The following is a 21,778-nucleotide window of genomic DNA, read 5'->3' as shown; positions in this document are numbered from 1 at the left end:
TCCGTACCTCCGCACACCCTAGCCCTCCCGGGCGCCTGAGGCGGTGTCTCCAGGCCGATCCAGCCGAGACGATACCACGACCGGGCCTCGGACGATCGCCGCCTTGATCCGCCTCGCTGTCCCGACGGTGCGCAGGTAGTTGCACCTGCCCCGCCCTCGGCGCGGGCAACGCGGTCAGCCGTCGCGGCGAGGAGCCGGTGGTGTAGCAGCAGCCGGGTGTACGGACAGCCGCCGTCGTTCCAGGCTGACGGTTCGCGGTTGGCCCCGGTCTGATCGCTGGTCGCGGTCACCCCGAGCCGCAGGTCCACCCCATGGACTCGGGCGTACACACTCCGCCTCCCGGATGGACGTAGATTTCTCCCGGGCACGGTCTGCCCATCATGGTAGCCCTTTGGAGAGCGGCGGCTCACGCCTAGTACGGGTCGATCATTCCTTCGCTGCGATCAACGTCACCTGGGCCGTCCGAATTAGCTCTCGCAGCAGGGGTCTCGAGACCGCCTTCGCCTCCGGCCAGAACCGCCCCACACCACGACGAGCCACATCTCCGCAACGCCCGCTCATTCTGCCTCGGCTGCCCACATATCCCGCCATACACCCGGTAGGACCTGCCCGCGTCACTCGCGTTCGAACAACAAGTACCCGTCCGGTCGCTGTGTCGCCCCCTCCCCCTAGGCTGTGGAGGCGCCACGACGGTAAAAGGAAGGGCTCCGCATGAGCTGACGCAGTCACCACTCACCGTTGCGCGTGCGTCCCGGCCGCCCCCTGCTTGTGTGTGTCAGACTCTGATGGCGCTTAAGTGACCTGACGGTGGCCCAGGAGTTTACGGGCGCTGCTTCGGCTGGTCCTTCAGAGGACGGCGGCACGGCTTCGCGCCGTACGTCCGGGCGTGGTGGACGGTGTGTGTGGTGGCCGGGAGCATCTCTGGCACCACCGAGGTGGGTAGTGGACGCCGCCCTCGCCTGACCACCTACTTCTGGCCATCACACGAGAGCGCGGGACGAGACCGCCCTATTTCGGGCCGGATCGCGAGCGCGGCGGGCTACCGTCGTCGGTCGGCCGTCCCCTTGCGGACGCAGGGCGGATGGCCCTATCGCCTCCGACCGACCGTGCCGCCTTCGGCTTCTCTGGGAGGGCGACCTCGGCTGCCACCACCTGGGTCCGCTCGCCCGAGCACGCGGTCTGGACCGAACTGCGCACCGGCGACCCGTTCCAAGGCCGCCATGTTCTACGGCGAAGGTCTTCCGCTGGGACGAGCGCGACCCGCACGCGCCTGCGAGGTTTCCGCTCGAGCACCGATGCGCCGTCGTGCTGCGTGCGACGGGCCGCAGCGTCAGCTACCGCCCTGCGCCGCGGCGAACTGACACGGTCGCACTGGAGGTCTACTTCTCCGTCGCCGATCAACCGACGCCGCCACCATCCCGCGCCTCCGCCCCTCTCCGACTCTTTCCGTCCGCTCTACCTTTCGGCGGTCACAGCGGGTTCACGACGCACAAGGCCAGACAGCCCCTACGTGCCCGCACACCGTCCACGCTGCCCTGGCGTACAGCTCGAGGGCGGCCTGTTCTCCTACATCACCCCGGCTCCGGCCTGAGGAAATCTAGAGCTTGAGCTCGTGGGCGCGCGGTCCGGGCGATGGCTGGGCCGCTGTGATTCCTCTGCAATACTCTCCTCCGTACTCGGCTGACCTTGGGACGATGGTTCGATCCATCGTGCTCCGCCGGCTTTTTTTTCGACCCACGCACGCTGACCGAGTCGCCGATGGTGTGTGCGCGGGATCGTGCTCCGGTTCCGTGACAGGATGTTCCGTCGGATTGCCGGACTCGCCTCCCGTCGGGTTGGCCCGAGCACCGTGGCATGGTTTCCGGCGTAGCGTCTTGGGCGGACTCTTCGGGCGGTGATCGCTCCCCCGATCTGTAACACATGCGCTCGCCCTCTGAAATATACGGCGACTGGGTCGCTGATGCTGCGGCCTGGGCCACGGTGCCGAGGGGGACGTCGACGCGGACGAGTCCCGGTGTAGCTGGTGCTGTCCCGCCGCAACACTCGATCGGCACCCCGGAGTCAGACCTCGCGATAGGTTCACGGATGGCCATTGTGCGAGCTGGCGAGGACTGGCTGGAGGAGCTGTGCGGGTTCGCACTGCGTGACGGTACCCACTGGAGCTTCGCCGAGGTTGGAGGAACGGGCTGGCTCGACCTCTGGTCGAGGGACGCTCTCCCGGCGGTTTCTGATTCGTCGCTGTCGTCGCCATGGGATCCGCTACCGTGTCGCACGGGGCAGCGTCCGTGGTGTCAGGCCTACTGTATTCTGGTTGCACTCGGGCTTGGTTCTCATCGCAATGTTGGGGCGTCTGGCCTCCCTGTCCGGAACCGGGCGGTGCGACTGGCCTGAACACTGTATGGCTCTGTCGGCGGCCCCTCTGACTTGTTCCACCAGCTGGACCGTTCTCTTTCACGCTTGAGCCTCCCGAGGATGGCGTGGCCTCGAGGTTCGCGGAGCGGTCTCGCGGTGTGCGCGCATCACGCCGTTTCCCCGGTCTCATGCCCGGCGGACACCCACCGAGCCCTGGGCTGGGACCACCTCCGGGACTGGCGACGGTCACGTGAGGAGGTGCTCACTAGGCTACGTAGGTTGGTCGACGACCTCGGGGCCCTCGGCCCCGTTGTTGCTCTCTCGTCGCGGGACGGTGCGGCGTGAGGGTACGATCCGCTGCCCCTTTCGACCTGGTCGATCCGCTTCGACTCTGGGCAGCGCGCGGGAGGGGATTCGGTCTGGCCCGCCCTAGGTTCAGCAGTGCCGGGACACGATCCTCGCCGTCGCGGGGGGGTCCCTCCCACCTCACGGGGGCTGGGCGTGTGCTCGACTTTTCGAGCTGCTGCAGTCACGGTTGCAGCGGCACGTGCTTGGGGTCGTCGAGCTCGGCCACGCCGCGTTCGCACTCTTGCGCCTTAGCCTATAGGACGGCCGCGAGCCGGTTTTTACGGCATCGTTTTGGTCCGGCACACCCGCGCGCATGGTATTCTGGACGCCTTGCCGGACCGCGTTGCAGCGCGCTGTCCGGGCGGGTTTGCCGTTTGTGCCACCAGGGCTCGACGCGGGCCTATCTGCGACTTGTGGCAGCTTACCTTCACCACCCGTTGCGCGACGGCAACGCCCGGCGGGCCTCCTTCTTGGCCTTATGCTTCTTCGTTCTCCAGACGCCAGTCGGAGGCGTACCCCGACCACATCCTTCGTAACGCACTCCGTTCCCCGTAGCCGACTATGCCTCCTCCGTTCGGGTTCTCCTATACACGGCGGACACTGTTCGCCGCAGGACGCTCTGTGGAGTGCGCCCGGAGCGTGGCGAACGCCCTCTACTGGACCGGAGCCGCGGCCGGCAGGCTGACCGGCGGCTACCGACCCCCGCGTCAATCCCGTTCAGGGCTTCGGAGACGGCGAGGGCGAAGCCCTCGGGGTTGTCGAAATGATGGTGTTGGGGTGTGGGGCCGCAGTCCGGACGGCCCGGACGGTGGTGCCGGTGGCGGTCAGCTCCGCCGCTGCCGGCCGGGCGCCGTTCGGCCTCGGGGTGGATGCGTCAGCGTGCGGCGGGGACGGTCGGGCGGCCAGTGTTCGCGCAGGGGTCGGGGGGGTGCCACAAGGCGCTGCGTGGACGGCACGGTGCGGTTGCAGGCGATCACGTGGTCCTCGGACAGGCGCATTGCAGGGCCTCAACAGGTGGGGCCGACCCTTGTTTCGGCTTTGGTCCGGTGTACACCCTTCGGCGAGAAATCCTCCCCCTGCTTGGGTTACTTCACGGTGACGCCGGTGGACACCCCATACGAGACAGCAGGGGCACGGTCGGTGGCCCCAACGGCGGTCCAGGACCGGTCGACCCAGCCACCAGCTATCAGGACAGTGCGGCCGGCGTACTTGACGGGCCGGCACAAGCCAGGACGGCACGAACGCACCGCCCAGGCCTGTGCGCCGATCACCCTCGGCAACCGAGACCCGGCCGGCGCGCTGGGGGCGTGGCCACCGCGTCGGACTGTGCGACTCCAGGGTGCTACGGAAGTGGCCACGGCCGCCGGCGCTGATGCCACCGCAAGCCCGAGCAGCCGTCCAGCAGCCACGCGGACAACCAGAAGGGCACGTCAAGCCAGCGGCCGTCGCCGCGGACCGGACCGCGGCGGACCGTCTAGACGGGCCGAGCCTGGCAGCCCAGGCCGCCTGCAGCCTTGGAGACGGGGCCGGCTACCGGCGCCGGGCAGATCGATCCGCGGATCAGTCGCGTCCCGGCGGTACGGGGGCTTGGCGCATGGCGGGCGGCTCCTGACGCGGGTGCGGTTGACGGACAGCCCCAGACCCATACATCGGTGCCCCGAGTGACTCCACACGGAAGCGATATTATCCGGGCGCCGCGGCCCCATCGGCCCAGCAATGGGCGCATGCTGAAATCTTCGCATCACTCGGGTTTCCTGTGCCGGACACGGCCGCTGCTACAGGCTTACGAGCTGCGCCGCCACCTGGCCCGCGCGCACCGGGGGCACAGTCCACGGCCGACTCACAGCGACCCGGCCACACACATCTATCCCGGGCGCCACTGTCACAGCGACCTGAGCACGGCGACGGCCTGCCCTGCCCGCCGCCCGACGACCGAACCCGCGGTCGGCACCCCCACCCCCCCCCCCGCCGGCGCGCCCACAGACACACCACCTCAACCTACACGCTCGGCGGGCAGCGCGCACTCGCACGCGAAATGCTCCGAGCGACATATCAAGCCGGAGCGAGTTCACCCCCGCCAGACACTCCAGCGACTACGAACGCCTGGCCTTCCACCCGATCGCTCGCGCCTATTCACTGCGCCCACCTGTGGACGAGACCCGGACCGAGCCAGGCGGCGCGCTTGCCCGCCCCGCCCGGCTATCGACCTTCCCTCCGGCCGACCGCCGGCCCACGCTTCTTCTACGAGGAGGGCCCTGCACCCCTCGGGCGGGGACAGTTTACCGACCCGTCTCCGGCGCCGGCCTGCGCGGATCGCCATCGCCGCCCAACCGACCGAGGCCGACACATGTCTGGTTGGAGCGACCGTTATGCTGAAGGACCCTGTGACGCACAGTGGACACGCCGGTCCGTGCCTAGAGTACACACGCGCCGGTGCCGTAGAGGCGGTCATCCGTTAGGCAGGCATGACCAGGCTGGCGCATCGGCGACCCGTCTTCGTGACACAGGACGAAGGGCTATTCCTGTTCTCTCCGGGCCGGGGCGTGCGGCTCCCCCGCCCGTGTGATCATTGGCGAGCAGCGCGCGTGTCTTTCCACACCGTCGTTCGCCCTGGCATCGGTTCGAGACCTCGGTAGATCATCGGTCTCGCCCTTCGGCTATACCTGCGATAGGACCCAGACGCGTCCGCCGTCACGCTGCCGAGCCTTCTGCCAGGGGTCCGAGCGCAGGTGGGCGACCTTGACCGTTTTCGGCGGGGTGTTGAGTAAGCGGATGATCCGGGCCTCGATGCGCAGTGTGGTCCCAGCTTGTATGACTATGGTGGTCAGGTTTTGCGGCGGTGGCCAGCTGCGTTCACGGTGGAGAGTGGTGCCGAACTGCTGCTCGGGATGAGAGCCTCGGATAGATTGGGCGTTCCGTCGTGACAGGGTTGCTGGTGGCTTTCGGTCTTCTCGGTTCATGTCCCGTGGCCAACCGAGCTGACGCGTCCGACAATTTCCTCTGGGGGAAGAAAGATCGTCAGGCGCGTCCGCGCTCGGTTGGGTGGAGCACGGCCGGGCGGAGAGGGCGTGCATGGCCTCGGGGAGCTGGTCACGGCGGCGCGTGACCGGCATTGGTTGTGGAACTCGTAAGCGGCCGTCGTAGGATGCGGGCATCCGTCGATCATCCGTGTACCCGGTAGTGCGAAGCGTTCCCAGGGCGACGGGCGGACGTCGTAGGCACACGACCGGTGTGCCCGGTCTCCCTATGCCGGCCGGGCGTGCGGTGTCTGTGGTGGTCGAGGGCAGCGCCGCCTGAGCCCGGGCGATGGGGTCGGGACGTGGCGGCATGGCCAGTGTGGCATGTGAGATGTGCGGCCTCGTCGTGCGGCGAGCGGTGTCACGATGCTCGGCCTCGCGCCGAGCCCGTCGAGCGCGGACGCAGCACTCCGATCCCAAGAGGTCCTGTCGACCGTGGAGGTGGTCGGGGGCGAGCCGTGAGCAGGGCGTTTACCGGACTCCGGTGGTGGCGCGCCGGGAAGAGGCCGTCGATGCACCTCTGGGCGCTCGGCGGCTCTGGTGAAGCAACGTCCAGATGCCCTGTGCGCTCTGGTTGGATATGCGCCAGTCGGACGCGGGATGCATGTGCTCTTTGGCATTCGCGATAGGTTTGCCACGCTCCACCGCCGCGACCACGGCCCGTGGAGTTCGTCGAGCCCGGTGCGATACGAGTGCACACCGATCCTGGCATGAGGAGGGGATGTCCTGTTTCGCACCAGGAGGGCGAGCGAGCCGTCACGCCATGCACCGCGCAGAGGGCGGGGGCGGGATGCCGGGGCGCCTGGGCCAGGTCCTATGCGGGCCATCGTCGACGATCACGGATCGGAGTGCGAACTCCTAGGCAGGGGGGTGCGGGCCGCGTGCGGGCCGGGGTGGGCGCTGGTGGCCAGGGGCTCGAGCTGGGCAGGGCAGGGGCTGGCGGGGCATCCGTCTCCTGGGTAGGTAGGCGAGCCTAACCTAAGTCGAGGAGGGTGGAAGGAGCGGCTCCGGCGGGACGTCAGCGCGGCCCGAGATCCGCAGCTACAGCACCCGTTACCGCCGGCCAGCACTCACCGGCGGTCTCGCTTGCTCCGCTTCGGTGTTACCAGCGCGAGCACCGTCACCGTATCGCCGTAGCTGAGGTCACCGCGCGGGTACCGCGTCGCTACGTCCGGCACCTGAAGTGAACCTTCCGCCATCCCCGGCCTCGTATGATCCGCTCCGCAACACCACGTCTCCTCGATCATGCAGCGCCCCGTCCAGCACGCGCACACGATCCACCCACGAATAACTCCTCCTCCGCAGCACGGTGCTAGCTCGTGGTGGGGACGATTCCTACGTCCGACCGTGTGGCTCCCGGGTCGTGCCTATGCGTATGTGTATAGTCCACGACCAGCTCTATGCCGCATCTGCCCTTTCCCCACCGTGGCCGCTGTACAGCGGCGGCCGGGCCCACTGACGCCAGGTCCAGGGTGGTGACTATGGTGGCCGGTGCGGCTGATCTCGGAGAGCAGTGCCGACTTGGAGGGGTAGTGGATGCTAGAGGGCCGCCGGTGCCTCATCCAGGCGGCGGTGGCGATCGTCCCGGGTAGTGGTGGTGTGCGTGGTGAGTCCCGGCCGGTGCGAAGAGGACCTCGACCGCTCGCGAGCAGCACAAGCCCACGGCTATGGGCGGCCTCGGTCCAGCTCGCCCGTACTGCCGGTGGGCAGAGTCTGTGCACCTACGGTCGCGTGTGTACGTTCATGGTGGCCATCCTCGCAGACGGGTGCGGTCCGCCCCGGGGTCGGAGTGGTTGACAGTGTGACCCGTCGCCAACATGCTAAGCAAGCGCTTAGTCACTCCTGCGCGTCGCACCAGTGGAGAGGAATCGGCCATGGCGCCGTCGTTCAAGGACCGGGTGGCCGTGGTCACCGGAGCCAGCCGGGGCATCGGCCTCGGCATCGCCCGCGAGCTGGTCGAGCGCGGGGCCCGGGTCTGCATCACCGCCCGCAACCCCGAGCCGCTGGCCGAGGCGGTCCGTGAGCTGGGCGGCCCCGACCACGCGATCGCCGTGGCCGGCAAGTCCGACGACCCGGCCCACCAGGCCGAGGTGGTGGCCCGCACGACGGAGCAGTTCGGCCGCCTCGACCACCTGGTCAACAACACCGGCATCAACCCGGTGTTCGGCTCCCTGCTGGACGTCGACCAGGCCGCCGCCGCCAAGATCCTCGGCGTCAACGTGCTCGCCCCGCTGGCCTGGATCCGCCTCGCCCGCGACGCCTGGATGGGCGAGCACGGCGGCTCGGTGGTCAACGTGGCCTCCATCGCCGGCATCCGCGCCTCGCTCGGCATCGGCATGTACGGGGTCTCGAAGGCCGCCCTGATGCGCGTCACCACCGAGCTCGGCGCCGAACTCGGCCCGTCGATCCGGGTCAACGCCGTCGCGCCCGCCGTGGTCAAGACCCGCTTCGCCGAGGCCCTGTACGAGGGCCGCGAGGAGCAGGTGGCCGCGGCTACCCGATGAAGCGGCTCGGCGTCCCGCAGGACGTGGCCGGCGCGGTCGCCTTCCTGCTCTCCGAGGACGCCGCCTGGATCACCGGCCAGACCCTGGTGGTGGACGGCGGCATCACCCTGGGCGGCGGCCTGTGACCCGCAGGCTGGGCGTGGTGGTCACCGGCGCCGGGCACGGCATCGGGGCCGCCATGGCCGAGGCCTTCGCGGCGGCGGGCGGGGCCCGCGTGGTGGTCAACGACCTCGACGCGGAGGCCGCTTCGGCCGTCGCCGAGCGGATCGGGGGCGTCGCGGTGCCGGGCGACGCGTCCCGCCCCGAGGAGCTGATCGCGGCCGCCCGCAAGGAGCTCGGCCACATCGACGTGTACTGCGCCAACGCGGGCGTCGCCCCGGTGGGCGGCGCCGACGCCGGGCCCGCCGCCTGGGAGAGCGCCTGGCAGGTCAACGTGCTGGCGCACGTCCGGGCCGCCGAACTCCTGCTCCCCGACTGGCTGGAGCGCGGCGCGGGCCGTTTCGTCGCCACCGTCTCCGCGGCCGGGCTGCTCACCAGCCTCGGTTCCGCCCCGTACTCCGTCAGCAAGCACGGCGCGCTGGCCTTCGCCGAGTGGCTCTCCGCCACCTACCGCCACCGGGGCGTGCGGGTGCACGCGGTCTGCCCGCAGGGCGTGCGGACCAGGATGCTGGAGGAGACCGGACGGGCCGGTCAACTGCTGCTGGCGGACGAGGCGTTGGAGCCCTCCGTGGTCGCCGAGGAGGTGATGCGGGGGATCGCCGAGGAGCGGTTCCTGATCCTTCCGCACCCCGAGGTGGCCCGGTACTACCTGGCCAGGGCCGGGGACACCGACCGCTGGCTGGGCACGATGAACCGGATGCAGCAACGGCTGGAGGACGAGGCGTGAGCACGATGCGGGCGTGGCAGGTCGGGGAGCTGGGCGAGCCGGGGGCGGTGATGCGGCCGGCCGAGGTACCTCGACCCGAGGCGGGGGACGGGCAGTTGCTGGTCCGGGTGCGGGCCGCCGCGGTCAACTTCCCGGACGCGCTGATGGTCCGGGGCCACTACCAGGTGCGGCCGCCGCTGCCGTTCACCCCGGGGGTGGAGCTGTGCGGCGAGGTGGTCGGAGGCGCGCGGGCCGGGGAGCGGGTGATCGGCACCCCGCTGCTGCCCGCCGGGGCCTTCGCCGAGTACGCCCTGATGGACGCCTGGGGCGCCTTCGCGGCCCCGCCGGCGCTGGACGACGCGGAGGCCGCCGCGCTCCACATCGCCTACCAGACCGCCTGGTTCGCGCTGCACCGGCGGGCCGGGCTGCGGGCCGGCGAGACGCTGCTGGTGCACGCCGCGGCCGGAGGCGTCGGCAGCGCCGCCGTCCAGCTCGGCAAGGCGGCGGGCGCCACCGTGATCGCGGTCGTCGGCGGCCCCGAGAAGGCAGCCGTGGCACGGGAGTTGGGCGCCGACCTGGTGATCGACCGGCGCGCCGAGGACTTCACCGCCGCGGTCAAGCAGGCCACCGCCGGCCGGGGCGCGGACGTGGTCTTCGACCCGGTCGGCGGCGACGCCTACACCGGCTCCACCCGCTGCATCGCCTTCGAGGGCCGCATCGTCGTCATCGGCTTCGCCAGCGGCACCATCCCCACCGCCGCCCTCAACCACGCCCTGGTCAAGAACTACTCGGTGCTCGGCCTCCACTGGGGCCTCTACGCCACCCACGACCCCGCCGCCGTCCACGCGGCCCACACCGAACTCACCGCCCTCGCCGCCAAGTCCGTCATCCGCCCCCTGGTCAGCGAACGCCTGCCGCTCGACGCGGCGGCCGACGCCGTCCAACGCGTCGCCGACGGCACCACCACCGGCCGGATCGCGATCCTGCCGTAGGGGTGCACGAGAGCTTCACCGGGACGTCGGCCGCCGCTCGCCCGCCGGCCGCCCGGGGGCGCCAGGGTGGCGGCCCATGACCACTCGTCAGGCCGTGCGGGCCGCCTCCCTCGTGCTCGGTACCCTCCTCGCCCTCTCCGTCCCGTTCCCCGCCGGGGCCGCCTCGCGGCTGCCGGAGGTGCATCCGAGGGCGGAGACGGCTCCGTTGTTCGACGACAAGGCGGGCGGGAAGGCCAACGCCGACGACCCGGCGATCTGGCGCAACGACGCCGATCCGGGGCGGAGCCTGGTGATCGCCACGGCGAAGCAGGGCGGGCTGCGGGTCTACGACCTGGAGGCGCGGCAGGTGCAGGCGCTGGCGGCGCCGGCCGGGCCGGGGGAGGAGGACGCGCCGGGGCGGTTCAACAACGTGGACCTGCTGAAGGGCGTCCGGATCGGCGGCGCCAAGGCCGACCTGGCCGTGGTGACGGACCGGGGCAACGACCGGTTGCGGGTCTACCGGATCGACCCGGACCGGCCCGGCGGCCCGCTCACCGACGTGACCGACCCCGGGGTGAGCCCGGTGTTCTCGGCGGACCAGGCGGAGATCAACGAGCAGGCCACCGCCTACGGCCTGGCCACCTGGACGGACCGCCGCACCGGGCGCAGCTACGCGATCGCCAGCCAGCGGCACCGCACCCGCCTCGCCCTGCTGGAGCTCACCGCCACCCCGGCCGGCACGGTGACCTACCGTCAGGTCCGCACCGTCGACCTCCCCGCCTCCTTCCGCCTCCCCGACGGCGGCACCTGGGCCCCGTGCGCCGAGCCCGGCGAACTCCCGCAGGTGGAGGGCATGGTGGTCGATCCGGAGGGCGGCACCCTGTACGCGGGGCAGGAGGACGTCGGGATCTGGCGCATCCCCGCCGACCTCTCCGGGCGGCCGGAACTGATGGACCGGGTCCGCGAGTACGGCGTGCCCGCCACCTACGACCCGGAGACCGAGGAGTGCGTCCCGGGTGCCGACCCGGGCTACGGCGGCAAGCACCTGACCGCCGACGTGGAGGGCCTGACCATCCTCGACCGGGGCCACGGCGGGGGCTACCTCCTCGCCTCCAGCCAGGGCGACGACACCTTCGTCGCCTACGACCGCGAGCGCGAGGAGCACAACGAGTTCGAGGGGGCCTTCCGGATCACCGCCGCGTCCGCCACCCTCGACGGCTCCGAGGTCTGCGACGGCGCGGCCGTGCTCAACGCCCCGCTCGGCCGCCGCTACCCGCACGGCCTGATGGTCGTCCAGGACGGCCAGGAGACCCCGGGCGACGGCGACCGCGAGGCCACCGGCTTCAAGTACGTCGACCTGCGCGACGTGCTGCGCGCGATCGACTGACGCACGGCTACGGTGCGGTGAGGCCGACCAGGTCCGCCAAGGTGCCCCGGTGGAACCCCGGGGTGCCGAGGGCGAGTTGGTCGGCCTTGGCACGCTTGAGGTAGAGGTGGGCCGGGTGCTCCCAGGTCATCCCGATGCCGCCGTGCAGCTGCACGCACTCCTCGGCGGCCCGGACGGCCAGCGCCCCGCAGTGCGACTGGGCGAGGGCCACCGCCACCGCCGTGTCCGGGCTGCCGGTGGCCAGGGCGTCCGCCGCGTACCGGGCGGCGGCCCGGCCCTGGACGATCTCCAGCCAGAGGTCGGCGAGGCGGTGCTTGAGCGCCTGGAAGGAGCCGACCGGCCGGCCGAACTGGTGACGCTCCTTCAGGTAGGCCACGGTGGTGGCCAGGCACCACTCGGCGATGCCGAGCTGCTCGGACGCCAGCAGGCCGGCCCCGGTCAGCAGGGCTGCGGCGGCCGGCTCCTGGCCGTCCGCCACCTTCCGGGCCGCCGCTCCGCTCAGCTCCACGTCGGCCAGTGGCCGGGTGAGGTCGAGCGAGGTCCGGGGGAGCACGGTGGCCTCGGCGCGGTCCACGGCCCAGAGCGCGCCGCCGGCCGGCACCAGCAGGACGTCGGCGGTCAGGGCGTCCGCCACCGAGGTGATCCGGCCCGAGAGCCGCTCCCCGGCGGCGAGTTGCGGCAGCGGGGCCCCGGGTGGGGTGGAGAACGGCACCGCGAGGGCGGCGGTCCGCTCCCCGGCGGCCAGCTGCGGCAGCAGCTCCCGGTCGGCGGCCGCCAGCAGAGCCGTCACCGCCAGCACCGAGCTGCCGAAGTACGGCACCGGTGCCACCGATCGGCCCAACTCCTCCAGCACCACCGCCACTTCGCGCACCGAGGCGCCGGCGCCGCCGAGCGCCTCGGGTGCCTGGAGCCCGGCCACCCCGAGGCCGTCGGCCAGGCCGCGCCAGAGCCGCGGATCGTAGGGCTCGGTGGTCTCGACGCGGCCGAGCACAGCGGCGGGCGGGCAGTGGTCGGTCAGGAAGTCCCGGACGGCGGAGCGGAGTTCCTCCTCCACCTCGGAGTAGAGCAGATCGCTCATCGGCGCAGGTCCTTCCACGGCAGGTCCTTGTCGGTACGCGGCTCCGAGGGCAGGCCGAGCACCCGCTCGGCGATCACGTTGCGCAGGATCTCGGAGGAGCCGCCCTCGATCGAGTTCCCCTTGGCCCGCAGATAGCGGTACCCGGCGTCACGGCCGGTGAAGTCGACCACCTCCGGGCGGGTCATCGCCCAGTCCTGGTAGACGAGCCCGTCCTCGCCGAGCAACTCCAGCTCCAGGCCGCTGAGTTCCTGGGCCAGCCGGGCGAAGGCCAGCTTCATCGCCGCGCCCTCCGGGCCGGGCTGCCCGGCCGCCAGCTGCTGGCGCAGCCGCTCACCGGTCAGCCGCAGCAGCTCCGCGTCCGCCCAGCCCTTGAGCAGCCGCTGGTGCAGTTCGTGGGTGCGCAGCCCGGGCCGCTCGCGCCAGGCCCCGGCCACGACGCCGATCATCCCGCCCTCGCGCGGGGTGGCCTGGCCGCCGATCGCCACCCGCTCGTTGTTGAGGGTGGTCTGGGCGATCCGCCAGCCCTCGCCCACCGCGCCGATCCGGTGTGCGTCGGGGATCCGCACCCCGGTCAGGAACACCTCGTTGAACTCGGCTTCCCCGGTGATCTGGCGCAGCGGCCGGACCTCCACCCCGGGGTCGGTCATGTCGCAGACGAAATAGGTGATCCCCTGGTGCTTGGGCAGGTCCGGGTCTGTGCGGGCGAGCAGGATGGCCCAGCGCGCGGCGTGCGCGATCGAGGTCCACACCTTCTGGCCGTCCACCACCCAGTGGTCGCCCTCGCGCACCGCCCGGGTGGCGAGCGAGGCGAGGTCGGAGCCGGCGCCGGGCTCGCTGAACAGCTGGCACCAGACCTCCTCGCCGGTCCAGAGCGGGCGCAGGAAGCGCCGCTTCTGCTCCTCGGTGCCGTGCCGCAGGACGGTCGGGGCGGCCATCCCGAGGCCGATGCCGATCCGGCGCGGATCGTTGTCCGGGGCTCCGGCGGCGGCCAACTCCTCGTCCACCGCCGCCTGTCCGGAGCGCGGCGCGCCGAGGCCGCCGAGCCCGGGCGGGAAGTGCACCCAGGCGAGGCCGGCGTCGAAGCGGGCCCGCAGGAAGGCGGTCCGTCCGGTTCCGGCGGGGTCGTGGGCGGCGAGGAACTCCCTCGTCCGTGCGCGCAGGTCCATGGTCAGCCCTCCTGGTGGCGCCGCAGCTCCCGGCGGGCCAGTGACCGCCGGTGCACCTCGTCCGGACCGTCGGCCAGCCGCAAGGTGCGGTTCCCCGCCCAGAGCTGGGCCAGCGGGGTGTCCTGGCTCACCCCGGCCGCGCCGTGCGCCTGGACGGCCTTGTCGAGCACCCACTCCGTCATGGCCGGGACGGCGATCTTGATGGCCTGGATCTCGGTGTGCGCGCCCCGGTTCCCGACGGTGTCCATCAGCCAGGCCGTCTTGAGCACCAGCAGGCGGGCCTGCTCGATCCGTACCCGGGACTCGGCGATCCACTCCTGGACCACCCCCTGGGCGGCCAGCGGCTTGCCGAAGGCGACGCGTTCGCTCACCCGTCGGCACATCAACTCCAGGGCCCGCTCGGCGATCCCGATCGCCCGCATGCAGTGGTGGATCCGTCCGGGGCCGAGCCGGGCCTGGGCGATGGCGAAGCCGGCGCCCTCCTCGCCGATCAGGTTGGCGGCCGGGACGCGGACGTCCTCGAACAGGATCTCGGCGTGCCCGCCGTGGTCCTCGTCCCGGTAGCCGAAGACCGTCATGCCCCGGCGGACCGTCACCCCGGGGGTGTCGCGCGGCACCAGGAGCATGCTCTGCTGGCGGTGCGGGTCGGCCGTCGGATCGGTCTTGCCCATCACGATGAGGACCTTGCAGTCCGGGTTCATCGCCCCGGTGATGTACCACTTGCGGCCGTTGACCACGTACTCGTCGCCGCGGCGCTCGATGCTGGTGGTGATGTTGGTGGCGTCCGAGGAGGCCACCTCCGGCTCGGTCATCGCGAAGGCCGAGCGGATCTCGGCGTTCAGCAGCGGCTCCAGCCACTGCTTGCGCTGGGCCTCGTCGCCGAACTGGGCGAGCAGCTCCATGTTACCGGTGTCCGGCGCGGCGCAGTTGAGCGCGGCGGGGGCCAGCAGGATCGAACGGCCCGTCAGCTCGGCCAGCGGGGCGTACTGGAGGTTGGTCAGCCCGGCGCCGTGCTCGCCCGGCAGGAAGAGGTTCCACAGACCGCGCGCCCGGGCCTCCTGCCGGAGCTCACGGATCACCGCCGGGACGGTCCACTCCGTCCGTTCCGGGTCGGCGAGTTGGGCGGCCAGCACCGGCTCCGCCGGGTACACCGCCTCGTCCAGGAAGGCGGTGAGCTGCCCGCGCAGCTGCTCGGTCCGGTCGTCGTAGGCGAAGTCCACGGTCAGTTCTCCTTGAGTGCGGTCAGGCCGAACTGCACGAACAGCGGCACCAGTTCGCCCACCCGGTCGAAGCCGGAGCCGACCGTGCGGCCCTGGGCGTGCCGGAAGTGGATGCCCTCCAGGACGACGGCGAGCTTGAACGAGGCGAAGCCGACGTACCAGCCGAGCGTCGAGACGTCCCGCCCCGATCCCTCGGCGTAGCGGCCGACGAGCTCCGCGGCGGCGGGGAAGCCGGGGGCCAGTGCGGCGCCGGGCAGGATGCCGTCGTACCGGCGGGCCAGCTCGGTGTACATCACCAGCAGGCCGAGGTCGGTGAGCGGGTCGCCGAGGGTGGACATCTCCCAGTCCAGCACGGCGGTGATCCGGTCGTCCGGGCCGACCAACACGTTGTCGAGGCGGTAGTCGCCGTGGACCAGCGCCGGGGCGGGGGAGCCGGGGAGGGTGTCGGTCAGACCGGCCCGCAGCTCGGCGATGCCCGGCACGTCGCGGCTCCGCGAGCTCTCCAACTGCCGTTCCCAGCGCCGCAGCTGACGTTCCAGGAAGCCCTCCGGCCGCCCGAAGTCCGCCAGGCCGACGGCCGCCGGGTCGACGGCGTGCAGGGCGACCAGGGTGTCGGCCAGGTGCAGCCCGAGCGCGTGCACCCGCTGCTCGCCGAGCGCCGCCAGCGCGTCGGCGTCCCGGTGCGGCGTCCCGGCCACGTGCTCCATCAGGTACCAGGGCGCCCCCAGCACCTCCGGGTCCTCCACCAGCAGCAGCGTCTCCGGCACCGGCACGGCGGTCGGCGCCAGCGCCGTCATCACCCGGTACTCCCGGCCCATGTCGTGGGCCGTCGCCAGCACGTGCCCGAGCGGCGGCCGCCGCAGCACCCAGGTCGAACTGCCGTCCCCCACGCGGTAGGTGAGGTTCGACCGACCGCCCTCGATCAGCTCCGCCCACAGCGGCCCGGCCACCAGCCCGGGCCGTTCGGCATCGAGGTGGGTCCGCAGCCGGGCGAGGTCCAGGCCGGGCGGATCGGGGAAGTCATCGCTCATGGGGCAGTCCTCACGGGTGGGTGACTAAGCGCTTGCTTAGCATTGCCGTGAGGTCTGCCCCTGTCAACGCCCCGCACGGGGCCCGGGCTCAGCCGGTGAAGGCCGCCGGGCCGAAGCGGCCCCAGGCCACGAAGGCGGCCAGCGCCAGGTAGGCCAGGTCCACGCCCACCAGCTTGATCTCCCCGCGCCGGTACCGGACCACCGCCGCGCCGGCCATCAGTAGCACCAGCCCGAGCGCGGCCAGCGGCGCCAGGACGGGTGCGACGCCCACCGCGGCGGGCAGCACCAGCCCGATCCCGGCCAGCGCCTCCAGGGCGCCGATCGCCTTCACCCCGCCCGCGCTGAAGTCCCCGACCCACTGCGAGCTGGGCCCGAACGCGGCGATCCGCGCCTTCGGCAGGACCAGCTTGAGGCCCCCGCCCGCGAGGTAGGCGACCGCGAGGAAGCCGGCGACGATCCACAGGGCGATGTTCATGGGGTGCTCCTCCGGGGCAGTGGCGGCGCTGTTCGCCGTTCCACCCCTGGGACGAGAGGGCCGGCCTCCCTGTGACACCACCCGACGTGACCCCGGTCACACCGGCCGCACGACGGCCGCCCCGGGAGGGCTCCCGGGGCGGCCGTGGGGCGGAGGGCGGGCGCTATCCGCCGTTGACCTTGGTGGCGATGCGGTCGCCGAGGTCCTTGTCGACGTTGCGCCAGTAGTCGAGGGCGCGGGCCAGGACCGGGGCGGAGACGCCGTTCAGGAGGTGACCGCTGACGTTGGAGACCAGGCGGTCGCGGGCGGCGTCGTCGAGGACGGTGCGGACCAGGGTGCCGGCCTGGCCCCAGTCGTCGTCCTCGCGGTGCAGGGGGTAGGCCTCGCGGACCATCCGGCCGGCCACGTCCCAGCCGAGCGGGGAGCCCCAGAGTTCGGGCTGGGCCGCCGGGCCGCCGTAGGAGTTGGGGGCGTAGGGGACCTCGGCCCGGGAGGCCTCGAAGCGCATCGGGCCGTCCTTGGCGTAGGAGTGCACCGGCACGTGCGGCCGGTTGGGCGGCAGCTGCGCGTAGTTGGGGCCGATCCGGTACCGGTGGGTGTCCGGGTAGGAGAAGATCCGGCCGAGCAGCATCTTGTCCGGCGAGACGCCGATGCCGGGCACCAGGTTCGAGGGCTCGAAGGCGGCCTGCTCGATGTGCACGTGGTAGTTGTCGGGGTTGCGGTTGAGCGTCATCCGGCCGACCTCGATCAGCGGGTAGTCGCCGTGCGGCCAGACCTTGGTGAGGTCGAAGGGGTTGAACCGGTAGTCCCAGGCGTCCTCGAAGGGCATCACCTGGACGTGCAGCGTCCAGCTCGGGTGGTTGCCGTTCTTGACCGCGTCGTAGAGGTCGCGGATGTGGGCGTCCGGGTCCTGCCCGGCCAGCGCGTCCGCGTCCGACTGGGTGAGGAAGTCGATGCCCTGGTCGGTCTTGAAGTGGTACTTGACCCAGAAGCGCTCGCCGCCCGCGTTGACCCACTGGTAGGTGTGCGAGCCGTAGCCGTTCATCTGGCGCCAGGTCTTCGGGATGCCGCGGTCGCCCATCAGCCAGGTGACCTGGTGGGCGGTCTCGGGGTTGAGGGTCCAGAAGTCCCACTGCATGTCGTTGTCGCGCAGGTGGGTGTCGGGGCGGCGCTTCTGCGAGCGGATGAAGTCCTGGAACTTGATCGGGTCCCGGACGAAGAAGACCGGGGTGTTGTTGCCGACCAGGTCGTAGTTGCCCTGCTCGGTGTAGAACTTCACCGCGAAGCCGCGCGGGTCGCGCCAGCTGTCGGGGGTGCCGAGCTCGCCGGCCACCGTGGAGAAGCGGATCAGCAGCTCGGTCTTCTTGCCGGGCTGGAAGAGGTCCGCCTTGGTGAACTGGCTGACATCGTTGGTGACTTGGAAGAAGCCGTAGGCCCCGCCGCCCTTGGCGTGCACCACCCGCTCGGGCACCCGTTCCCGGTTGAACTGGGCCATCTTCTCGATCAGGTAGTGGTCGTGCAGCAGGATCGGGCCCACCGGCCCGGCGGTCAGCGAATCCGAGTCGCTCTCGACCGGGACACCGGCGTTGTTGGTGGTGTACGGGACGTGTGCTTCGGACATGGGGTAGGGCCTCCTAGCGGTACGCGCGTACCTCTCGGCCGGCGGTCGGCCCGCGACGGCCGATACCCACTCGAACACCGACCGCGCCGTCCCACAACCGCAGCGCTACTCCTCGGGGGCCCACACCGCGCGTCCGCCGCCGAGCCACTCGACCAGCTCGGGGTCGTCCAGGTCCGGGTCGTCCACCCCGGCCCGGCGGATGAACTCCGCCACGTCGGCCTCGCCGGTGGCCTTGCCCACCAGGCGCCCGTAGATCTCCACCCGCCGGTAGGGGCGGGCTCCCTTGGTGGGGGCCCGCACCACCACCGGGGGGTGGAAGATGTCACGGCTCATGGTTCCAGTGTCGCGCGGTCAGTCGCGGACCAGCAGGACGACGCCGGCCGTGATCACGGCCAGGGCCAGTGCGGCGAGGCCGTACACCAGGCGGTGGCGGTTCAGGACGGGCACGAAGGAGTCGGCCGAGTAGCGGCCGGGGCCGGTCAGGGTGAGCGCGGTGAAGGCGGCGAGCAGCATGATCACGTACTCGGGGCCGTCGGGTGAGAAGAAGGAGCCCGTCCAGGTGACGGCGAGGGCGTTGAGCATGGTGCCGACCACGGCGGCGCCGGCCAGCGGGGTGAGCAGGCCGAGGGCCACGCCGAGGCCGCCGAGGGTCTCGGTCAGGGCGGCGACCACGGCCATCGCGTCGGGGGCGGGGTAGCCGACGGAGGCGAAGAACTGGGAGGTGGCGTCGAGGCCGCTGCCGCCGAACCAGCCGAACAGCTTCTGCAGGCCGTGGCCGGCCATGGTCAGGCCGAGGCCGAGGCGCAGCACGAGCAGGCCGAGGTCGTAGGCGGGCAGGGTGGTGGCGTCGCCGGGGGCGTCGGCGGTGACGGGGGGCGTGGGGGAGGTGGTCGTCATGACGGCAGGTCTCCGGTCTCGGGCGGCCTGGGCAAGGGGAAGTGCGGTTCGAATTTGAACCACTTGGGTGACCGTACCTGACATTTCCAATTTGAACAACGAGCGCGGACTTGCCTGATGAACTGTCAAGTCCCTTGGCCCTCGCGGAAGGACTCGCGGACCACCTCGTGCGCCTCCTTGTCCTCCCGCAGTCCGAGGAAGCGCGGGTGGCGCAGCCTTCCCTCCCTGGTCCAGCCGGTGAAGGCGCACTGGGCGACCAGGACCGGCTCCACCCAGTGCGGCCTCCGCTCCGGCACCGGGCCGTCGAACGGCGAGCCGGGCCGGACCAGGTCGTCCAGCCGGGCCCGCAGTCCGTGCAGCACGGCGGTGGAGAAGCCGGTGCCGACCTTGCCCGCGTACCGCAGCGGCCCGCCGCCCTCCGTCAGGTGGGTGCCGAGCAGCAGGGCGCCGAAGCCCGCCCGGGAGCCGGCCGGGTCGGTGAAGCCGCCGATCACCAGCTCCTGGTCGGCGGTGCACTTGAGCTTCAGCCAGTCCGAGGAGCGGCGCTGCTGGTAGGCGCCGTCCGCGCGCTTGGCGATCAGGCCCTCCCAGCCCCGGGCGCAGGCCTCGGCCAGCGGCGCCGGCCCGTCCGCCACCCGGTGCTCGGTGTAGCGCAGCGGGCCCTCGTACCGGAGGGCCCGGGCGAGGACCTGCTTGCGCTCGGAGAGCGGCACGCGGGTGGTGTCGTACTGCTCCAGCTGGAGCAGGTCGAAGAGGTGGTACGTGACCTCCACGCCGGTGGCCAGGGCGCGGCGCGGATCGCGCAGCTGCATGCGCTGCTGGAGCCGTTCGAAGCTGGTCGCGCCGTGCTCGTCGAAGGCGACGATCTCGCCGTCCAGCACGAAGCGCTGCACCGGCTGCGCGGCCAGGGCCTCGGTCAACTCGGGGAATCCGGGCGCCAGTTGCTTGCCCGTGCGGGACTCCAGCCGGACGGTCGGGCCGTCCCGGTAGGCCAGCGCCCGGATGCCGTCGAGCTTGCGCTCCAGCAGCCAGCCCGGGCCGAACTCCCGGCGCTCGCTGGAGCTCGCCAGCATCGGCGAGAAGCGGAGCAGTGTCACCCCTCCAGGGTGGCACCGGGAGGGGGACCGGGCCCGGGGTCCGCGGCGGGGGCTCAGGCCAGGCGGCCGCCGCCGTCGACGTGCAGGACGGTGCCGGTGACGTACGGGTTCCCGATCGCGTACAGCACCGCGCGGACCAGGTCGGCGGGGGCGCCGACCCGGCGGGCCGGGTTCTTCGCGGCCACGCCGGCCAGGAAGGCGTCCTTGCGCTCGGCCAGGCCGTCCCCAGGCGCCGGAGTCGACGATGCCCGGGGAGACGGCGTTGACCCGGACGGGTGCCAGCTCCACCGCGAGGGCCTCGACCAGGAAGGCCAGGGCGCCGTTGGTGGTGGCCATCACCACCCGCTCGGGGGCGGGGCGCCAGGCGGCCACGCCGGAGAAGAAGGTGAACGAGCCGCCGGGCCCGGCCTGCCCGGCCAGGTGCTTGGCGAGCAGCAGCGGACCGAACACCTTGGCGGCGAACGCCCGCTGCACGTCGGCCAGTTCGAGGTCCCGCACCGGCCCGTTGGCCGGCATGGCCGCGGTCGAGACCAGGTGGTCGAAGCGGCCCGTGCGCGCGGCCAGCGCGGCGATCGAGGCCTCGTCGGCCAGGTCGACCGGCTGCACCAGGGCCGGGCCGGGCAGCTCGGCGGCGGTGGCCGCCAGCCGGGCCTCGTCCGGCCCGGCCAGCACCAGCTCGGCCCCGGCCGCCGAGGCCGTCCGGGCCAGCTCGCGGCCGATGCCCGAGCCCGCGCCGATCACGACCAGGCGGCGGCCGTCGAGGGTGTCGTCGCTCATCTGTCTGCTCCTCCAGGGGGAAGTGGATCTCTCTCGACGAGCCTCCGTCGGCCGGGTACCCCCTGTCCAAGACATGCTTCCTCCGCCGGCCATAAACTCCGTGCATGGCTACGCTCCGTCAGTACGAGTACCTGGTCACCGTGGTGGAGACCGGCTCCTTCACCCGGGCGGCCGAGCTGCTGCACGTCTCCCAGCCGGCCCTCTCGCACCAGGTGCGGGCGCTGGAGCGGGAGTGCGGCGGGCCGCTGCTGGAGCGGCTGCCGCGCTCGGTGCGGCTCACCCCGATGGGCCGCGAGGTGGAGCCGCACGCCCGGGCCGCGCTGGCCGGAGCGGAGCGGGCCAGGGCCGCGGCCCGGCGGGCCGCCGGGCTGGACGGCGGGGAGCTCCAGCTGGCCGTGGTGTACTCCGTCGCGCTCGGCGTGCTGCCGCCGGTGCTGCGGGCCCTGGCGGGCCCGCCACCCGCAGGTGCGGGTGCGGCTGCGCGAGTACCCGCACGCCGAGGCGCTGGCCGCCGCGATGAGCGAAGGCCGGGCGGATCTGGCGGTCGGGCCCCGTCCCGCTGAATGGGCGGGGCCCGGTACGGGAGTTGGGGCAGGAGGAGTTCGTCGTGGTGCTGGCCGGGGACGACCCGGCCGAGGCGCCCGGCGGGCGGATCGCGCTGGCCTCGCTGGCGGGGCGGGAGTGGGTGCACTACGCGCCCGGCAACGGCCTCGCCGAGGTGCTCGACGCGGCCTGCGCGGCGGCCGGATTCCGCCCGGAGGCGGGCGTGCGGGACCGAGCAGGACCGCCGCCGCCCCGGCTGCTGGCCGCCGCCGGCTGGGCCCGGGCCCTGGTGCCGGGGATACTGCGTGGCTGGGGGGGAGGCCCGGCTTCGCGCCCGTGCTAAAGCGGCAGCCGCGACCGCGGCCGGTCCGCCGACCCTCCCTGTAAAGAGAAGATCTTACACCCTCAGCCCGCAATTTCCTGGACGCG

The 21,778-nt window shown here is 72.2% G+C and carries 14 protein-coding genes and 1 pseudogene; 6 read left to right on the top strand and 9 right to left on the bottom strand.

The window, feature by feature from the left end; translation table 11 throughout:
* The first annotated feature begins 7,591 nt into the window (after positions 1-7,591).
* The 4 genes and pseudogenes from ABD946_RS17040 to ABD946_RS17025 all read left to right on the top strand — a co-directional run bounded on the left by ABD946_RS17040 (position 7,592) and on the right by ABD946_RS17025 (position 11,444).
* Positions 7,592-8,346, top strand: a pseudogene (locus ABD946_RS17040) (SDR family oxidoreductase).
* Positions 8,343-9,107 carry an SDR family oxidoreductase gene (locus ABD946_RS17035; RefSeq protein WP_345284437.1) on the top strand — a complete coding sequence of 255 codons (765 nt, stop codon included), beginning with the start codon at positions 8,343-8,345 and terminating at the stop codon, positions 9,105-9,107. Before ABD946_RS17040 ends, ABD946_RS17035 begins: the two are co-directional and overlap by 4 nt.
* Positions 9,108-9,112: 5 nt before the next feature.
* Complete coding sequence (locus tag ABD946_RS17030; protein WP_345284439.1) at positions 9,113-10,078, top strand: NADPH:quinone oxidoreductase family protein; 966 nt, start codon at positions 9,113-9,115, stop codon at positions 10,076-10,078.
* Between the two features lie 76 nt (positions 10,079-10,154).
* Positions 10,155-11,444: a phytase gene (locus ABD946_RS17025; RefSeq protein WP_345284435.1), complete on the top strand. Its 1,290-nt coding sequence runs from the start codon at positions 10,155-10,157 to the stop codon at positions 11,442-11,444.
* A 7-nt stretch (positions 11,445-11,451) separates the two neighbouring features.
* Here ABD946_RS17025 and ABD946_RS17020 read toward each other — a convergent pair whose 3' ends face one another.
* The 9 genes from ABD946_RS17020 to ligD all read right to left on the bottom strand — a co-directional run bounded on the left by ABD946_RS17020 (position 11,452) and on the right by ligD (position 20,806).
* The gene (locus ABD946_RS17020) at positions 11,452-12,522 is read right to left on the bottom strand and encodes an acyl-CoA dehydrogenase family protein (RefSeq protein WP_345284433.1); all 1,071 of its coding nucleotides are present in this window, start codon (positions 12,520-12,522) and stop codon (positions 11,452-11,454) included.
* Positions 12,519-13,688 carry an acyl-CoA dehydrogenase family protein gene (locus tag ABD946_RS17015; protein WP_345284431.1) on the bottom strand — a complete coding sequence of 390 codons (1,170 nt, stop codon included), beginning with the start codon at positions 13,686-13,688 and terminating at the stop codon, positions 12,519-12,521. The genes ABD946_RS17020 and ABD946_RS17015 overlap by 4 nt, the downstream gene beginning before the upstream one ends.
* 2 nt (positions 13,689-13,690) lie before the next feature.
* Complete coding sequence (locus tag ABD946_RS17010) at positions 13,691-14,908, bottom strand: acyl-CoA dehydrogenase family protein (protein ID WP_345284429.1); 1,218 nt, start codon at positions 14,906-14,908, stop codon at positions 13,691-13,693.
* 2 nt (positions 14,909-14,910) lie between these two features.
* On the bottom strand, positions 14,911-15,939 hold the full coding sequence (locus tag ABD946_RS17005) for a phosphotransferase family protein (protein WP_345284427.1): 1,029 nt from the start codon (positions 15,937-15,939) through the stop codon (positions 14,911-14,913).
* An 88-nt stretch (positions 15,940-16,027) separates the two neighbouring features.
* The gene (locus ABD946_RS17000) at positions 16,028-16,414 is read right to left on the bottom strand and encodes a DoxX family protein (RefSeq protein ID WP_345284425.1); all 387 of its coding nucleotides are present in this window, start codon (positions 16,412-16,414) and stop codon (positions 16,028-16,030) included.
* Positions 16,415-16,577: 163 nt separating this feature from the next.
* On the bottom strand, positions 16,578-18,035 hold the full coding sequence (locus tag ABD946_RS16995; protein WP_345284423.1) for a catalase: 1,458 nt from the start codon (positions 18,033-18,035) through the stop codon (positions 16,578-16,580).
* A 105-nt stretch (positions 18,036-18,140) separates the two neighbouring features.
* Entirely contained in the window at positions 18,141-18,368 is a 228-nt protein-coding gene (locus tag ABD946_RS16990; protein ID WP_345284421.1) for a hypothetical protein, read from the bottom strand.
* Between the two features lie 18 nt (positions 18,369-18,386).
* Positions 18,387-18,932, bottom strand: coding sequence for a DoxX family protein (locus tag ABD946_RS16985; RefSeq protein ID WP_345284419.1), 546 nt, complete (start codon positions 18,930-18,932; stop codon positions 18,387-18,389).
* A 125-nt stretch (positions 18,933-19,057) separates the two neighbouring features.
* Positions 19,058-20,806, bottom strand: a complete 1,749-nt coding sequence (ligD, locus tag ABD946_RS16980) for a non-homologous end-joining DNA ligase (RefSeq protein WP_345284418.1) — start codon at positions 20,804-20,806, stop codon at positions 19,058-19,060.
* Positions 20,807-20,910: 104 nt separating this feature from the next.
* On the opposite strand from ligD, the gene ABD946_RS16975 reads away from it, so the two are divergent.
* Both ABD946_RS16975 and ABD946_RS16970 read left to right on the top strand, forming a co-directional pair.
* Entirely contained in the window at positions 20,911-21,369 is a 459-nt protein-coding gene (locus ABD946_RS16975; RefSeq protein ID WP_345284417.1) for a LysR family transcriptional regulator, read from the top strand.
* Between the two features lie 23 nt (positions 21,370-21,392).
* Entirely contained in the window at positions 21,393-21,692 is a 300-nt protein-coding gene (locus tag ABD946_RS16970) for a LysR substrate-binding domain-containing protein (protein ID WP_345284416.1), read from the top strand.
* Positions 21,693-21,778 lie beyond the last annotated feature (86 nt).

The organism is Kitasatospora albolonga, assembly GCF_039535905.1.
GTDB classification, from domain to species: Bacteria; Actinomycetota; Actinomycetes; order Streptomycetales; family Streptomycetaceae; genus Kitasatospora; species Kitasatospora albolonga.
The sequence above is the reverse complement of the archived record's forward strand: the minus strand, read 5'-3'. Positions and strand labels throughout refer to the sequence as shown.

Coding starts and splice junctions, on each gene's coding strand:
- ABD946_RS17030 (WP_345284439.1), top strand. CDS start 9,113: ATGCGGGCGTGGCAGGTCGGGGAGCTGGGCGAGCCGGGGGCGGTGATG.
- ABD946_RS17025 (WP_345284435.1), top strand. CDS start 10,155: ATGACCACTCGTCAGGCCGTGCGGGCCGCCTCCCTCGTGCTCGGTACC.
- ABD946_RS17020 (WP_345284433.1), bottom strand. CDS start 12,522: ATGAGCGATCTGCTCTACTCCGAGGTGGAGGAGGAACTCCGCTCCGCC.
- ABD946_RS17015 (WP_345284431.1), bottom strand. CDS start 13,688: ATGGACCTGCGCGCACGGACGAGGGAGTTCCTCGCCGCCCACGACCCC.
- ABD946_RS17005 (WP_345284427.1), bottom strand. CDS start 15,939: ATGAGCGATGACTTCCCCGATCCGCCCGGCCTGGACCTCGCCCGGCTG.
- ABD946_RS17000 (WP_345284425.1), bottom strand. CDS start 16,414: ATGAACATCGCCCTGTGGATCGTCGCCGGCTTCCTCGCGGTCGCCTAC.
- ABD946_RS16995 (WP_345284423.1), bottom strand. CDS start 18,035: ATGTCCGAAGCACACGTCCCGTACACCACCAACAACGCCGGTGTCCCG.
- ABD946_RS16990 (WP_345284421.1), bottom strand. CDS start 18,368: ATGAGCCGTGACATCTTCCACCCCCCGGTGGTGGTGCGGGCCCCCACC.
- ABD946_RS16985 (WP_345284419.1), bottom strand. CDS start 18,932: ATGACGACCACCTCCCCCACGCCCCCCGTCACCGCCGACGCCCCCGGC.
- ligD (WP_345284418.1), bottom strand. CDS start 20,806: ATGAGCGACGACACCCTCGACGGCCGCCGCCTGGTCGTGATCGGCGCG.
- ABD946_RS16975 (WP_345284417.1), top strand. CDS start 20,911: ATGGCTACGCTCCGTCAGTACGAGTACCTGGTCACCGTGGTGGAGACC.